The sequence below is a fragment of the Arsukibacterium indicum genome, assembly GCF_019100565.1.
GTDB classification, from domain to species: domain Bacteria; phylum Pseudomonadota; class Gammaproteobacteria; order Enterobacterales; family Alteromonadaceae; genus Alishewanella; species Alishewanella indicum.
Map to the genome: position 1 here is coordinate 168,021 of NZ_JAHRID010000001.1, position 14,201 is coordinate 182,221.

General features: G+C 49.7%; 12 protein-coding genes. 9 read left to right on the forward strand and 3 right to left on the reverse strand.

What is annotated here, in order from left to right:
• Positions 1–219 precede the first annotated feature (219 nt).
• From KQY15_RS00760 to KQY15_RS00785, 6 genes are all read left to right on the forward strand, one after another.
• The gene (locus tag KQY15_RS00760) at positions 220–918 is read left to right on the forward strand and encodes an ABC transporter ATP-binding protein (RefSeq protein WP_254795380.1); all 699 of its coding nucleotides are present in this window, start codon (positions 220–222) and stop codon (positions 916–918) included.
• Positions 911–3,463, forward strand: coding sequence for an ABC transporter permease (locus tag KQY15_RS00765; RefSeq protein ID WP_217666486.1), 2,553 nt, complete (start codon positions 911–913; stop codon positions 3,461–3,463). The genes KQY15_RS00760 and KQY15_RS00765 overlap by 8 nt, the downstream gene beginning before the upstream one ends.
• A 111-nt stretch (positions 3,464–3,574) precedes the next feature.
• Positions 3,575–4,705 carry a type 1 glutamine amidotransferase domain-containing protein gene (locus KQY15_RS00770; RefSeq protein WP_217666487.1) on the forward strand — a complete coding sequence of 377 codons (1,131 nt, stop codon included), beginning with the start codon at positions 3,575–3,577 and terminating at the stop codon, positions 4,703–4,705.
• Positions 4,706–4,744: 39 nt separating this feature from the next.
• Entirely contained in the window at positions 4,745–5,440 is a 696-nt protein-coding gene (locus KQY15_RS00775; protein WP_217666488.1) for a response regulator transcription factor, read from the forward strand.
• Positions 5,437–6,780, forward strand: a complete 1,344-nt coding sequence (locus KQY15_RS00780; protein WP_217666489.1) for a sensor histidine kinase — start codon at positions 5,437–5,439, stop codon at positions 6,778–6,780. Before KQY15_RS00775 ends, KQY15_RS00780 begins: the two co-directional genes overlap by 4 nt.
• A gap of 167 nt (positions 6,781–6,947) precedes the next feature.
• On the forward strand, positions 6,948–7,496 hold the full coding sequence (locus tag KQY15_RS00785; RefSeq protein ID WP_217666490.1) for a hypothetical protein: 549 nt from the start codon (positions 6,948–6,950) through the stop codon (positions 7,494–7,496).
• Between the two features lie 98 nt (positions 7,497–7,594).
• Here the strand turns inward: KQY15_RS00785 and KQY15_RS00790 are convergent, their stop codons facing one another.
• Both KQY15_RS00790 and KQY15_RS00795 read right to left on the reverse strand, forming a co-directional pair.
• Entirely contained in the window at positions 7,595–8,089 is a 495-nt protein-coding gene (locus KQY15_RS00790; RefSeq protein ID WP_217666491.1) for an STAS domain-containing protein, read from the reverse strand.
• Positions 8,090–8,118: 29 nt separating this feature from the next.
• Positions 8,119–9,474 (reverse strand): PP2C family protein-serine/threonine phosphatase, encoded by a 1,356-nt coding sequence (locus KQY15_RS00795; RefSeq protein ID WP_217666492.1) that lies wholly within the window; start codon positions 9,472–9,474, stop codon positions 8,119–8,121.
• 402 nt (positions 9,475–9,876) lie between these two features.
• Here KQY15_RS00795 and KQY15_RS00800 point away from each other — a divergent pair, with 402 nt between their 5' ends.
• Complete coding sequence (locus KQY15_RS00800) at positions 9,877–10,329, forward strand: PA2169 family four-helix-bundle protein (RefSeq protein ID WP_217666493.1); 453 nt, start codon at positions 9,877–9,879, stop codon at positions 10,327–10,329.
• A gap of 74 nt (positions 10,330–10,403) precedes the next feature.
• Here KQY15_RS00800 and KQY15_RS00805 read toward each other — a convergent pair whose 3' ends face one another.
• Positions 10,404–12,173 (reverse strand): N-acetylglutaminylglutamine amidotransferase, encoded by a 1,770-nt coding sequence (locus tag KQY15_RS00805; protein WP_217666494.1) that lies wholly within the window; start codon positions 12,171–12,173, stop codon positions 10,404–10,406.
• Positions 12,174–12,381: 208 nt separating this feature from the next.
• Here KQY15_RS00805 and KQY15_RS00810 point away from each other — a divergent pair, with 208 nt between their 5' ends.
• Positions 12,382–13,335: an ATP-grasp domain-containing protein gene (locus KQY15_RS00810; protein ID WP_217666495.1), complete on the forward strand. Its 954-nt coding sequence runs from the start codon at positions 12,382–12,384 to the stop codon at positions 13,333–13,335.
• Positions 13,320–14,153 (forward strand): class II glutamine amidotransferase, encoded by an 834-nt coding sequence (locus KQY15_RS00815; protein ID WP_217666496.1) that lies wholly within the window; start codon positions 13,320–13,322, stop codon positions 14,151–14,153. The genes KQY15_RS00810 and KQY15_RS00815 overlap by 16 nt, the downstream gene beginning before the upstream one ends.
• Positions 14,154–14,201 lie beyond the last annotated feature (48 nt).

Below are 14,201 nucleotides of genomic sequence, written 5' to 3' on the forward strand. Positions count from 1 at the left end.
GTATTTAAACACGGATTTTTCCGCCTTTGTAAATTTCATGTTGTTGACATTACATCGGTTTTAACTTGTTTACAATGACTTATGGGTACAGAAATATTTAATAAATATCATAAGAAAAGATCGCTTTTGGCACTTAACGCATACCCGGCGTTATTTCACATCTGTTTCACGGCGCGGCCGTTACGCTTCGATGCCTAAACCCATTGAAGAGGTAACAGCATGTCGCTATCTGCTTTAAGTACCATAGCGCTGACGAATGTCAGTCAAAGCTTCAGCCACCATGGCCATAAGGTGCAATTGTTTGGGCAGTTAAGCCTGAGCATTGAACAAGGCCGGTCTTATGCCATTACCGGGCCGTCGGGCTCGGGCAAGTCCAGTTTGTTAATGCTGATGGCAGGCCTGGAGCAGCCAAGCGCCGGCCAGGTGGCCTACCAGCAGCACGGCCGTAGCATGGCGCTGACGCAGCTGCGACAAGACATTGGTTTTGTATTTCAGCAGTTTCATTTATTGCCGGAGCTGACAGCACTGCACAATGTGGCCTTGCCACTGAAATTACGCGGCGAAAAAAATGCCGAAGCCACCGCCAGCACCTGGTTGGAAAAAGTCGGCCTTGGCCACAGGCTTAACCACAAACCGCAGCAAATGAGTGGCGGCGAGCAGCAGCGGGCCGCCATTGCCAGAGCGCTGGTATTTCAACCAAAGTTTATTTTCGCCGATGAACCCACCGGCAATCTCGATAGCAAAAGTGCCGCTGACGTAGCCGACATCCTGTTTGCTTGCTGCCAGCAAAACGGTGCAGCTCTGGTGATGGTAACCCATAGCCCACAGTTGGCGGCACGGGCACAACATGTGTTTAGCTTGAGTGATGGCAATGCTGGTTTAGAACAGCAAGACACAGCGCAGGTGCATTATGCTTGAACGCACCAACACTATAACTCCGCGCGCAAGCAGCCGGTTTAGCCACACTGTGCAACTGGCCTGGCATTTTTATCAGCAGCAAAAGCGCCACAGTAGCCAGCGCGTGTTGCGCTGGGTACAAGGCATTTTGCTGGTATTTATCGTAACGCTAAGCCAGACCAGCGCCAGTATTCAGACTTACCTGAGCCAAAACTTAGCCAACCTGCTGGGTGCTGATCTGGTACTGAGCCAACCGCGTGCACTAACGGCCAGCCAATACACTGAACTGGCCGCGATGGCAGAGCAAATTGTACTTACTGAAAGCTTAACCACTACCCTGACCCACAACGACCACTGGCAACGGGCAACGCTGAAAGCCGTGGCTGAAGATTACCCCTTGCAGGGTGAACTACGCAGTGCGGCCTTTCCCGGTGGGCCGGAGAGCGCCAGCAGCCAGGGCCCGGCAAAGGGTGAAATCTGGCTTGACTCGCGTTTACTGGCCGCCTTAGGGCTGCACATTGGCCAACACTTGCGTATTGGCGGCCAGCAGCTGAAGGTATCGCGCATTTTACTGCATGAGCCAGACCGGCTGATGGAAGGCCATAATGTGGAGATGCGCGCCCTGCTGCATCGTCAGGATCTGCAGCAGTTTCGCGCAGCCGACGATATTATTCAGCACCGCTATCTGGTTGCGGCGAATACCCGGCAAATCGCTACGATCCGGCAGTGGCAAAAAACGCATTTGCCGGCGGCACAGCTGCACCATAAGCACGGCGCCCACCCGCTCGCCTTGTTTTGGCAGCGTACCGGGAATTTTATTGGTTTAGCCTCGATATTATTATTTTTTATGGCTGCCATCGCCATGCAGCAACTTAGCCGGGCGCAATTGCCGCAACAACAGTTTTTCAGTGCGGTGTGCCTAAGCCTCGGGGCGTCGAAACAAAGGGTGCTACAAATGTCGTTGCTGAAGTGGCTGTTCGGCCTGCTTTTGTTACTGCCGCCGGTACTGCTGCTGTCTGCGCTGTGTCATTACTTGCTGCTGCAATGGTTAAAGGCCAACGTCTTTGCCGGGCAAGAGCTGACAGGCAACTTCGCCACGCTAATCTGGCAGCCCGACATAACGCTGACAGTAACAACCGTATTTGCCAGCGCGGCGATCTTTTTTGTGTTCAACTTACCGCTGTGGCTGGCGCTGTGGCAATGCTCAGTGCGGCAGTTAATTCAGCAACAACAGCGCAGCATCAGTAACGCCGTGCTGTTTGGCTGCGCCTTACTGGTGCTGGGAAGCGTGGCAGCACATTACTCGGATAACGGCCTGCTTACCGCTATGCTGCTGGGCTCGATGATAGCAAGCATTGCGCTGCTGTTAGTGCTGAGCTGGCTGGCTCTGTCGCTTGGCGAAAAGCTGAGCCAGCCGTTTTCCGGTTTGCTGCCGTTTGCACTTTATATGATGAAGCAGCGCCTGCTAAGCAAAACCACGCAGATTTTAGGCATAGGGCTGGCCGCTTTCTTATTGCTGTTTACCTTAGTGCTGCTAAAAGATTTGGGCGACAGCATGGCAGCCCATCAGCGGGCGCATGATGGCAACTTGTTGGTGACGCAGGCTAGTGCAGCGCAAATGGCTGACATAGAGGTGTGGGCAGCGCAGCATAACATTACCATTCGCCAGCATAAGCCGTTTGTCTACGCCAAACTTAGCCATATCAATGGCGGCCTGCTCTCTGAGGTGATGCAAAAACCCAGCGACAGCCTGGCAGCCTTTAACCGTCCGGTGCGGCTGCACTGGAGCGCTGATATGCCCGGCAATAACCGGCTGGTTAGCGGCCAATGGTGGCACAGCGCAACTGACAACTGGCAGCAGCTGTCGGTAGAGCAGGAAGTGATGACCGACCTTGGCCTGCAGTTGGGCGATAAATTAGGGCTGGTAATTGGCGGGCACGCTATCGAGTTCAGCATTGTAGCCTCGCATGCCTACCAGAGCGGCGCCGGCGCTATTACCTTCTGGCTGCAAATGCCGCCTGCTGCCCTGGCACATATCCGCGCGCCGCATTACAGCATGGCCAGCCTGGAGCTACAGCCCCAGCAGTTTTCGTTACTACCTCCGCTGTGGCAGCAACACCCGTCGCTGCGCATGGTATCACTGCAAGAGCTAACCCAGCGCTTTGACAGCAGCCTTGCCATGGTAACCCGGCTTATCAGCGGCTTTGCCGGCTTAATTATGCTGCTGGCAGGCATTGTGATGCTGTCTTCAGTGCATGCCGTTGAAGCCAAAGAGCAGAAAAAGAACAGCATTATTCTAAGTTTTGGCCTGTCAAAACGCACCTGCCTGCAGCTGAACATGATCGAGTGGCTGGTAACCGGCGCTATTGCCGCCTGTGGCGCCATTGTTGCCACCTGGCTGGCCGGTTTACTGATTTATCAGTCGCAGTTCTCCCTGACTTACCAGCCTGATATGGGCTGGCTGCTGGGCACTCTGGTTGTCATTATCTCGCTGGTAACAGCACTGGGTATGCTGCTGAGTAAACACAGTTTGTCCGGCTCGGTGCGCCAGCTGCTGGCGGAGTAAAAGCCATGGCCCAAAAACAACAATGCCATTTTTCTGATTCGTTTTTTCACATTCGTTTCACAGCGGCTTTGCCATGCTGGCGGCGCAACCCCATTGTTAAGGAACATTAAAATGAAACAACTGACACTGTATATATTGGTTATTCTTAGCCTGCTTAGCGCCTTGTTTAGCCAGGTAACTAATCGCGAAGCAATAGCAGCAACCCCTGACAGCAAACGTATTGTTATGGTACTCAGTGGCTATGGCCAGCCAGATCAGCAAGCGCCGGGTTATGAGTTTGATGAATTTGCCAAAGCCTATCTGGTATTTTCTGCCCATGGTATCAGCGTAGATGTTGCCAGCCCGCAAGGCGGCGCGGTAGAGGCTGATAAGTACGATCCGACCAAACCTTATAATGCGCAAGTACTCGCCGACGCCACCATCATGGCGAAGTTAAACAATACCCTTAGCACTGCGCAGCTAAAGCCCGGCGACTACAACGGTATTTTTATTGTTGGCGGCAAAGGCGCCATGTTTGATTTACCAAAAGATCCTGCGCTGCAGCAACTGATCGCCGCTGTCTATCAGCAACAAGGTTCAGTGGCTGCGGTATGCCATGGCCCGGCTGCGCTGGTTAACGTTACATTAGCCGACGGCAGCTATCTGGTGGCCAGTAAAGCGGTAAACGGCTTTACTAACGAAGAAGAGCGGTTATTCGGTAAAAAGTGGCTGGCCAAATTTGACTTTATGCTGCAGGACAAGCTGATTGAGCGCGGTGGCCGCTTTGAACACAGCCCGATGATGCTAAGCCATGTGGCAGTGGATAACCGGCTGATCACCGGCCAAAACCCGGCCTCTACGGTAGCAACAGCCAAGGCGCTGCTGAAATCGCTGGGTATTACCCTCCAGCCAATGGCGCCGCACCGGGATGATGCTACCCTGGCGCTGGTGGCTGAGCTTTTAAACGGCAGGGTTACTGCAACGCAGCTGTTAGCTGCCGATGCCAAGCAGTATCAGCTTGAATTGCTCGGCATGTACGGGTATTACTACGTGAATACTGCCAACACCACACAACAGTGGCAGCATGCGCTAACGCTGATGCAAGCGGGCCAAAGCGCCATTAACAACCCGTCGCTGGACATGACTATTGCCCAAACTCAGCTTAAACTGGGCGACAAGGCCGCAGCGCGGGCCACCCTGCAGCAGATTTTGGCCGCTAAGCCCGATTTTGCCGCCGCTACAGCATTGTTAGCAACTTTGTAGCTTTAAACTTTATTGATTTAAACCCGAATGGATTGACTGATGAACAAGCCCGCCGCCCTGCAGGTATTGCTGATTGAAGATGAGCTGAGTATAGCCAAAAACATTGCCGGCTATATGGAGCAAAAAGGCCATATCTTTGATTTTGCCAGCAATGGCAAACAGGGGCTGGCGTTGGCGCTGCATCAGCATTACGACCTGATCATTCTGGACTTGAACCTGCCGGGTTTGGACGGCCTGCAGTTATGCACAGCGCTGCGACAACAGGCCGACCGCCATATCCCGCTGTTAATGCTGACCGCCCGCGACAGCATCGATGACAAGCTGGCTGGTTTTCATGTCGGCACCGACGATTATCTGACCAAACCCTTTTCGTTACAGGAGTTGGAAGTGCGTTGCCTGGCGTTATCGCGCCGTCATCTGTTGCAACAGCAACACACGATAACCCTGGGGCCGTTAGTGCTGGATAAACAGCGCCGCATAGCCAAACGCGATGGCCAGCAACTGGCGCTAAATGCGATGGGCTATAAAATTTTGCTGCTGTTGGCCGAGGCCCACCCGCAGGTGGTCAGCCGCAGCGAACTAAGCCAGCATTTGTGGCATGATGAACCGACAGAATCTGACGCGCTGCGCTCGCATATTTATCAGTTACGCACTGTACTGGATAAGCCTTTTGCTTATCCGTTATTAAAAACCGTATTTGGCGTCGGTTTTACGCTGGAGATAACCGCAGCATGAGCGCAAAAACCCGCAACAACACCGGGCAGTTTCACAGTTTAAGCCGGCGTATCGTCGTACAGTTCTGTATTTTCACCCTAATGATTTCTGCCGTTTACAGCCTTATTTCTTTTATCCTGATGTACACGCTGGAAGACAGCTTTATTGAGCAGCAATTGCAGCAGGAAGCCGCCTACCTCAGTACACAATATCAGCAAACAGCTAGCTGGCCCGCACCAAGAAGCCAGTCGATGCAACTGCACTTTAGCCGCGACAGCCTGCCCGATGAAATACGTCCAGTAGCGCTGGCAGAGCCAGAACGTAAAGAGTTCTTCGGCCAGCAGGGCCGGCATTATCACTTATATACGGTTAGCGCACAGCCAGAAGTGTTGCTGCTGGCAGAGGTGAGCCAGCAGTTACTGGTGCGGCCTATTAGTGGCGGTGTGTTGCAATTTCTGCTTATCAGCGCCCTGCTTGTCAGCAGCATTGCCTGCCTTATCGCCTGGTTTGTCAGCCGCCGCACCACCCGGCCGCTGAAACAACTGGCAGCGCTGGTTGATAACGCTGCGCCACAACAGTTGCCGCAGCAATTTGCCAGCCAGTTTGCTAATGACGAAGTGGGTATTTTAGCCCGCACCCTGGAGCAAAGTTTAGGCGGTATTGCCCGCGCGCTGGAGCGCGAAAAAAGCTTTACCGCCGATGTCAGCCACGAGCTACGCACGCCCCTGGCAGTGATTAAAAACACGGTGGAACTATGGCAAAGCCAACAAACCGGCAGCAAGGAAACAGCCATTGGCGCCGATCAGCAGCTAATAACGCGTATTTATGATGCGGCGGTGCAAATGGAGAAAACCGTGCAAACCCTGCTTATTCTGGCCAGAGAAGAGCATACTGCCGCTAAGCACAGCAACACGGCACTGATGCCACTGCTTGAGCGGGCCATTTTAGACAACAGCATGCTGCTGCAAGGCAAACCAGTGACGATACGGCTTTGTGAAAGTTGCCAGGTTAACATTAACGCCAATGCCGACATGCTAAAAGTGCTGCTGGATAATTTGCTGAGTAATGCCTTTAAATACACTGAAGCCGGCGAGATCAGCATTGCCTTTAGCGATAACCGCCTGCTGATCCGCGACACCGGCCCGGGCATAGCAGCCGATATATACCCGCATATTACTGAGGCCGGGGTAAAAGGCCGGCACAGTACCGGCTTTGGTTTTGGCTTAGCTATCGTCAAACGATTATGTGAACATCAGGGCTGGCGGATGACTGTCACCAGTAGCGGCGGCCACGACAGAATGAGTGCCGGCACCCTGGTAAGTGTCGGGTTCAATTTCCACCCAACGCTTAGCGCCGCCTGAATCGGTATCGGTTATCAGGTTATTAAAAACCAGCACTAAATTTAATTGTTAAAAAGTGTATAACTAACGAATTTTTTACGTTAACAGCGCTCATACATTCAGGCCTGTATGTAACAGGGCGAAATTGAACTTACCAATATTCAACTTACAATAACAAGGTTGTTAACATGAAAAAACTTAGCGCTATCCTTCTGGTTATCGTTGCCGCCACCAGCCTTTCGGCATGCATAACCTATAAGGCCCCTAAATATCAAAGCTCAGCAGATACATTACTGCATTTGCAACAATTGAACGTCGCCCCGGTTGCAGTAACCGCAGTCAACCGGCCAGCAGGTATTAAAGATCACCTGCAATGCCAAACCCAGGGGCAGGTTAAAGCGGATGGTGGCTATGCTTATTACGTGGAGGGAGCACTACGCTCTGAGCTGGCTAAAGCTAACTTGCTAGACAACAACGCAGCAATACAATTGACCGGCATTTTACATCAAGTTAGCTTTAATTCCTGGCGAAACAGCTGGCAGCTGGCGTTGGAACTGACATCATCAAATGGTCGTAAGTTGCACACTAAAACAAACTATCGTGGTGAGGCTGTCAGCCTGGAGGAAGAAACCAGTTGTCGCCTGGTAGCACAATCCATGTCTGCTGCCGTACAGCAATTGTTGCAACAAACGCTAACCAGTGACGACTTTGCCACTTTGCTGCAACCGATGCCTTAACAGCCATAAGGGGGCTGACCTTAACCCAAAGTGAAGCCCTTGTTTGCTGCAATAATCGCGCGTTTAAGTCAGGATAGTCAGAAGAGGTGCTTAATCATTCACTTCAGTTGTTGTGCCAGCAAATCAACCAACGGCTGAAACTCAGCTTTATTTTTGTAATTCAGGTCTATCAGCGCCTGATGGGCCCGCAGGATCATCTCACCTTGTTGCTGTTCACTGTAGTGGCCGGGCATTACGCTGCTGAGCTCAGCCGCGGGGCTGGTAGACTGCTCAACAATCTGAAATGCCTGGTCAAGACACAGGCTGTACAGTAATTCATTTACTTCTGACTGGGTTGAAAACAATGTAGGCTTTGGTAACTGCTGCTGCTGACAGTAGCGGGCCAGACTGGCCAGCAACCCGACATAGGTGCTGTCGATAAAGGTCGCTTCATTTAAATCAATGATTACCTGCTGGCAACTGACAGGTTTACTGAACAATCGCTCAATTAAATCGTCCATACCGGTAGCGTTGGTGTAACGTAGCTCGCCATGCAGTTTGAAAAAACAGCAGTTATCTTTGCTGGCAAACAGTATTTGTGCTTGTTCACTCATTCAAAACTCACTTGGCACTAACTTCGCGCTCACTTGGAGCAATCCTGCTGACGATAAAGTTTCATTATAGTCAGGTCATCTGGCAAGGTGTTATCCGGATCCACGGCTAAGGTTTGTAACAACGCCTCAATACTGGCATCAGCAGCACTTTTTTCAAGCAGACATTGCATTTTCTGCTCTGTACCCTGTTGCGGCAACAGATCTAATAATCCATCTGAACACAATAACAGACCACTATCAGGCGGCAAAGTCAGGCTATGATTCTGGTAGCTGATCTCATCGAACATCCCTACCGGGGTACTTTTAAGTTCCAGATAACGCGATTGTTCTGGTTCAAGCAACAAGGGCCAGGGGTATGCACCGGCATTTGCATAGGTAATGGTGGCAGTGCGGGTATCAAGCACCGCATAAAATAACGCGATATATTTTGTGATGTTTTCACGCAGCAGCTCGGTGTTCAGGCTGCTTAGCATAGCTGCCGGATCAAGCAGCGTATCTGCTGCCGCGCGCTGATATTGTTCATAGCATGAGCTGATAAAGCGCTTTAAATACACCGTGACAAACGCGGACGCCACCCCATGCCCTGAAACATCGGCAATATAAAACACTACATGGTTTTCATCAGCATTAAAATAATCGACAAAGTCGCCGCTCATATAGGCTGATGGATACAGCACATGGCTAAACTGATATTCACCAAACTGAAAACTGACCGGCGGCAACATTTTAAACTGAACCTGCTTGCCGGCCCGTTCACCCGCTTCAAGCTCGGCCAGCGATTGTTGCAATTGCTGATTGGCCACTGCCAGCTCTGCCGTTCTGGCCTGCACTTTTGCCTCAAGCGTTTCATTCAGCTTCGCCAGCTCAACAATGGCATTGTATGCCCGCAGCGCCGACAACACTGTTGTTGTTAACCGTTGAACTGTTAATTCAGTTTTTGCCCGGTAGTCATTGATATCATAATCCTGAACCACTTTTTGCTCTGGGGCCTGGCCGGGCTGGCCGGTACGCAACACTATACGCACCAGCTGATTTTGCAGCGTGTCGCGAATATAGTGCACCAGCGTCAGGCCGGCGTCATCCGTTTCCATTACCACGTCCAGCAGCACCAGGGCAATATCGTTATTGCTGGCTAAAATCGGTTTGGCTTCTGCTGCGCTGTAAGCACTGATAAACTTAAGTTTATGGTTCTGAAAGTTGAAATCACGCAGGGTAAGTAAGGTAACCTGATGAATTTCCGGATCATCATCGACAATAAGCACCGTCCAGTACAGGTGCTCTGCCGGCATGACTTCAGGGTCATCAGCAAATACCATAACTTCATCGGCTGGCTCTGCACCTGCTGAAAGCTGGCTGGATTCGCTTACAGAATGGTCCTGAATCATTGACTACCCCTAAGCTTAATAATGCGATTAACTGAACGTAGCATAGTTAACCCTGGCAGAAAACACCCAATAGTTAATAGCGAATTACAGCATCAGTATTTGCCCGGCGTTGGCCCGGCCCACATGGTAAAAATTACCGGGTTGTTAATAAAAACCTGAAATTTATGCGTTGCGTTCGAGTTAAAAAAGCTGGCTTCACGTACCAGTTGCACCACGCATGCGATATTTTTTCTTTATATATATCAATTACTTAAATAAAAACAACAAACAACAGAAACTATGCTGCAACAAGCTGGCCTGCATGCTGCAGTTGATAGAGTGTCCTGTCAATTGGATGTGTTTAGTGGCAGTAAGCCAGAGCGGTAACTGCCAGATATTGGATCAATATGGAGAACTCACCTTATGACACAGTTAAATAACCCGGAAATAAAGCACGTACATGACATTATTCAGGTGCTGAACAGCGGTATCGATTTTTATGGCGACGCCAAGCAAAAAGTAGACGATCGTCAGCTGGCTCAGTTTTTCGATCGGATGCTAAATGCCCGCCGTTTGGTTAAGGAACGCCTGCAACCTTTTGCAATTCAGGAAGATGGTGAGCGCGAAGATGGTTCAGCCTTTACGGTGGAAGCCCGTAAAGTTTACACCAAGGTAATAGGTGCAATGTCGTCTGATAAAGAGCATACCTATATCAGCCAGTTAGAAGAAGTTGAAGACAAAACGCTGGAGGAGTTAAAAGCGGCGCTGAAAGAAAACCAGCCTCCGCAGTTCGAAACAGCGTTACGTCAATCATTAACCACAATGCAAGAATGCCACGACGAAATGCGGGCACTGAAAAAAGCGACTAAACATTAATTAGTTACTGAATTTAAAAAAACGGCCTCACTGGCCGTTTTTTTATGGCTGATTTCATCTTTTGCCGGCTGGCGTTATTCTATACCGTGCTGCTGCAGCCACAGTTCCAGCAACGTCACCTGCCATAATTTTGAACCGAATTTACCGGTGTAGTGCTCAGGTGCGGCCAGCATCGCATCAATGTAGTTCATATTAAACAGTTTACGCGCCCTGGCTGCCGGCTGACTGAATACCTCTTTGGCTAATGCCAGATATTCGCCCTGCATCTGCCGCAAAGCAGGTACCGGAAAATAGCCCTTGGGCCGGTCGATCACCGCAGCTGGAATGATATCTCTGGCAACCTGTTTTAACAGATACTTACCGCCGTCACGCAGTTTTAACTGGTGCGGTATCTGAAACGCCAGTTCCACCAGTTCGTGATCCAGAAACGGCACCCTGGCTTCCAGACCAAATGCCATGGTCATATTGTCAACCCGCTTCACCGGATCGTCTACCAGCATCACCGCAGTATCAAGATGCAACGCCTTATCAACTGGCAACCGTGAACCACAATTAGCGAAATGCTGCCGCACTAAATTAAGTGATTCATTTCGCAAACAGTATTCAGGTGTCAGCACTTTCGAGAGCTCTGTGTCATCCCATGAAAAATACGCCTTAGCATAACACTCGGCGGCTTGCTGCTCAGAAACATCAGTCATCGGCGGATACCAGTGATAACCGGCAAAAACCTCATCAGCCCCCTGCCCGCTCTGCACCACTTTTACATGCTGGCTGACTGCCTGCGCCAGTAAGTAAAAGCCAATGACATCATGGCTTACCATCGGTTCAGACATAGCATCAATACAGGGACGTAAATGCTCTAATAACGTACTGTGACGAGCAAAAATCTTGTTATGTTCAGTATCGTAATGCTGAGCAATAATGTCAGAGTACTTAAATTCGTTGCCCTCTTCTTCTGCCACATTGTCAAAGCCAATCGAAAAGGTATGCAGCTTTTTCTGCCCCAGTTCACTTAACATTCCCACCAGTAATGAAGAGTCGACACCGCCAGATAATAAAACACCAACCGGTACGTCTGCCTCCAGCCGGCGTTTGGCACTGGTAAACAATGCCGCACGAAGGGCTTGTTGCCAGTCCTGTTCACTGCGCTCTTCTTTATTATCTACCATTGTGTTTAGCTGCCAGTAGCAACCCTGATTGATGTCACCGTCAGCACTGACATGCAACCAGTGCCCCGGTAATAATTTATGCACATTACTAAACAACGTATCCGCACCGACAATTGCCCGGAATGACATGTATTGATGGACCCCCAGCGGATTCAGCTTTGCCGGTACTTCCGGGCATTTTAACAATGAAGGCAGGGTTGAAGAAAACCAGAAACCACTGCGATTATGATAATAATACAAGGGTTTTATGCCCAGCCGGTCGCGGGCAAAAAAGGTACTGTTGGTGTCCCGATGCCAGATAGCAAAAGCAAACATGCCGTTTAACCGGCTCATACACTGCTCTTGCCACTGGGCATAAGCTTTAAGAATGACTTCGGTGTCACTGGTGGAAAAAAACTGATAGCCCAATTGCTCAAGCTCATGCCGCAATGCTTTGTAGTTGTATATACAGCCGTTGAAAACGATGGTCAGCCCCAGGCTGGCATCGTGCATCGGCTGGGCCCCTGCAGCTGTTAAGTCGATGACTTTCAGCCGCTGATGGCCAAAACAGGTATTACCCTGTGCAGTTAACCCCCAGCCATCCGGGCCCCGCGGCGCCAGGGAACCCAACATTAAATTAACATAATGACTTGATGCTTTTCCCTGAAAGTTAATTTCTCCTGCTAATCCACACATATTAATCCTCTGACTAAATTACAAACAGCAGCAACCTATTGACTGGCTGCTCTGGTAAATTAATCAGGCAAACAAATCAAAACTATTCTGCAAATTTCTGCCTGAAAAGTTAAGTTTAGCTGCATTTGTGCTGTTTTGGAGGAAGTATTGTGGTTTTACCGCTATGCTTTTCTTAACCTTTAAGCAACAAAACATAAAGGGAGCACAAATGAATATTTGTATTATATCCACGGATCAGGAACAGGACGATCAACGACTGCTTGAAGCCGCCACAGCAAAAGGCCATAGTGCCAGACGCTGTAATATCCGGGATATCAGCATGATACTCGCCAACGACAAACCGGTTATCTATTGGCGTGATCAGGATATTACTAAGCAGTTTGATGCCATAATTCCTCGTTTAAATGTCAGTTTTACCGATTATGGTACTAATGTCTTACAACAATTCATCTGCAGTAAAACCTATATCAGTGAGTCGCCTGCTGCCCTGAGGCTGGGGCGCGATAAACTTAAAAGCCTGCAGTATCTGCAGGCCAGAGGCCTGCCCTTTCCCGCGACCGGTATAGCCTATACGCCTCAGGGTTTCCGGCAACTGGCGAAAACCATAGGTACGCCAATGATTGTTAAGTTAATTGAAAGCACTGAAGGTACCGGTATTTTTCTGGCGCGCTCCGAAAAGGAAATGGATAACATCGTTAAAACCTTTGGCCAGCTGGGTGCCAGTTATGTAATCCAGTCGTTTATTGCCGAAGCAGCCGGTACTGATGTCAGAGCTTTTGTTATCGGCGGTAAAGTTGCTGCGGCAATGTGCCGCCGTTCACAGGATGGTGATTTCAGATCAAATGTAGCGTTAGGTGGATGTTCAGAACCCTATCAGCTTACAGAGAACGAGGAAGAAATCGTTCTGTCAGCAACCGCAGCAATTGGTATTAATGTTGCCGGAGTCGATTTTGTCCGCGCAGATTCCGGCCCGATGTTGCTGGAAGTGAATGTGTCGCCGGATTTTACCGGTGAACAGGGTATTGAAAAAGTGACCGGCGTTAATATTGCCGATGCCATTATTGATCACGTGGTAGCACAGGTGTGCAACTTTTATGAGCATCGCTATACTAGTGCTACCGTACTTGAATCACCACGGGGGATATTATGTGCCGATGGATAGCTTACACCGGCAAACCAGTTTATCTGGACACACTTGTTACCAAACCTGATCACTCTCTGGTTGTACAAAGCCGCCACAGCCAGATGAACTTCACCAACAGTGGTGAACTGCTTAGTATTAACGGCGATGGCTTTGGTATAGGCTGGTTTGACGAACGCGAAGAACCGGGTTTATTTAAAGATGATCTGCCTGCCTGGCATAATACTAATCTTGACAGCTTATGCCATCATATAAAAGCCCAAACCTTTCTGGCCCATATCAGAGCCTCTACAACCGGTGATATTCAGCGGGCAAACTGTCACCCGTTCCGGTATAAAAACTGGATTTTTCAACATAATGGCCATATCAGCCACTTCAATAAAATACGCCGTGAGCTGCAAATGAAAATTAGCCCGGAACTCTTTCCGCTACTGCAGGGCACCACCGACAGCGAAACATTTTTCTATTTGGCCATTACCTATGGCTTGCCGGACAACCCCAAAGCCGCGATGCAAAAAATGGTCAGAGAGGTATTACAGGTTCTGAACGACGTTGATAAAGACGGGGTGCTTAATTTGTCATGCGCATTTTCTGATGGCAATAAACTATACACCTTGCGTTACTCGTATAATGAAGCGCCCATGACTCAGTTTGTTTCAACCGATACCAATTGTATGCAGGAGTTTGCCAACAGCAAACCGCAAATACCAGCGGGAAGCACAATAATTGTCTCTGAACCACTGGACAACATTAGCGATAAATGGACCAAAATCCCTAATAATTCTTTTACTACTGTGTTCCAGAACGAAGTGAAGACAGAACGTTTTCTTGACGATTAAACCGCATATCGCTGCTTTCAGTCTTCTGATTAGTAATAAAAGAAAACG